This is a genomic window from Mesorhizobium sp. M5C.F.Ca.IN.020.32.2.1, assembly GCF_004023105.1.
GTDB lineage: Bacteria > Pseudomonadota > Alphaproteobacteria > Rhizobiales > Rhizobiaceae > Mesorhizobium > Mesorhizobium wenxiniae.
The window spans coordinates 1-1,884 of the sequence record NZ_RZSX01001072.1 but is presented as its reverse complement, the minus strand read 5'-3'; the positions used below and the strand labels follow the sequence as shown (position 1 = coordinate 1,884).

Annotated in this window: 2 protein-coding genes; both read left to right on the top strand. The window is 62.6% G+C overall.

Translation table 11 applies throughout. The annotated features are described in order from the left end of the window. Window positions 1–79 precede the first annotated feature (79 nt). A complete protein-coding gene (locus tag EOA86_RS32950) occupies window positions 80–1,006 on the top strand; it encodes a neutral zinc metallopeptidase (RefSeq protein ID WP_065012033.1) in 927 nt (308 codons plus the stop codon). A 165-nt stretch (window positions 1,007–1,171) separates the two neighbouring features. Next, window positions 1,172–1,884 (top strand): MFS transporter (locus EOA86_RS32945; protein WP_164892250.1); only part of this gene is annotated, 713 nt, incomplete at its 3' end.

The window sequence follows — 1,884 nt, the reverse complement described above, 5'->3', positions numbered from 1 at the left end:
CCATTGAGATAATTGTTTGTTGGGTCGGATCGGGCCATGAGATCGGCCAAGTACCGATACGTGCATCGCGAGGAGTGCCATGCTCTGGAAGGGTCGTCGTCAAAGTGACAATGTCGAAGACCAACGCGGCCAGGGTGGCGGGTTCAACCTGCCGCGCGGTGGGCCCGGCCGGTTCCGCATCCCGGTCGGCGGCCGCTCCGGCGGCGGAATGTCGCTGTCGACCATCATCATTCTCGTGGTCCTCTATTTCGGGCTGAAGGCCTTCGGCATCGATCCGCTGCAGATCCTGGCCGGCGGCGATGGTGGCGTGGGGCCGGGCGGCGGTCAGATCACCGACAATAGCGGGGAGGGCACCGGTGCGCCGGCCTCCGACGAGATGAAGCAGTTCGTCTCGACGGTGCTGGCCGAGACCGAGGACACCTGGACCGGCATTTTCCAGGCCGAGGGCCTGACCTACGAAGACCCCAAACTGGTCCTGTTCAGCGGTCAGATCCGCTCAGCCTGCGGCTTCGCCTCTTCCGCGGCCGGCCCGTTCTACTGCCCCGGCGACCGCAAGGTCTATCTCGACACGACCTTTTTCCAGCAGCTCGATCAGCAATTCGGCGCCTCGGGCGATTTCGCCCAGGCCTATGTGATCGCGCATGAGGTCGGCCATCATGTGCAGAACATCACCGGCATCCTGCCCAAGTTCAATCAGATGCGGCAGCAAATGGGCGAGGCCGAGGCCAACCACATGTCGGTGCAGGTCGAGCTTCAGGCCGATTGCTTCGCCGGCGTCTGGGCGCATTTCACCGGGCAGAAGGGAATCCTGGAGCAGGGCGACATGGACGAGGCACTGAACGCCGCCCAGCAGATCGGCGACGACACGATGCAGAAGAAGATGCAGGGCTATGTCGTGCCGGAAAGCTTCAACCACGGCACCTCGCAGCAGCGGCAGACCTGGCTGGCGCGCGGCTACAGGAGCGGCAAGCTGTCGGACTGCGATACGTTCAACACTCCGATCTGAGGTGTTCGAACACTCCCGCTTAAGTTGCCACGCGCGGCGGCAGGGCACGTCAGCTGATGTCAGGATAGGACTGCCGAGTCCGTTCTCTTATTGTTCCGTAAGACGGGCTCGCCTATAACGAGCCCGCGCCTTTGCCCCAAGGCGGTCTGAGGAGCCGACGCCATCATGATAGACCCCAAAAGCGCCAGGCGGGGCCTTGCGCTCGTTTTCACCACGCTGCTGCTCGATATCATCGGCTTCGGCATCATCATGCCGGTGCTGCCGGCCTATCTCAGGGAATTGACCGGCGTTGGCATCGGCGAGGCGGCGATCGAGGGGGGCTGGCTGTTCTTCGCCTATGCGGCGATGCAGTTCGTTTTCGCACCTGTCATCGGCGGGTTGAGCGACCGGTTCGGACGGCGGCCGATCCTGCTCGCCTCCGTCTTCACCTTTGCCATCGATAATCTGATCTGCGCTGTCGCATGGTCCTACCCGATGCTGTTTATCGGACGCGTGCTGGCCGGCATTTCCGGCGCCAGCTATTCAACGACTTCCGCTTTCATCGCCGACATCTCGACCGATGAGAACCGGGCGAAGAACTTCGGCCTGCTCGGCATCGCCTTCGGCGTCGGCTTCGTCATCGGACCGGTTCTGGGCGGGCTGCTCGGCACGCTCGGGCCACGGGTACCGTTCTATTTCGCCGCCGCGCTTGCTTTCCTGAATTTCCTGATCGCCCTGTTTCTGCTGCCCGAAACGCTTGATAACAAGCACCGCCGCCGCTTCGAGTGGAAACGCGCGAACCCGGTCGGGACGCTCATCCAGATGCGCAACTACCAAGGCATTGGCTGGATCGGGCTTGTCTTCTTCCTGATGACGCTTGGGCATATGATGTATCCGGC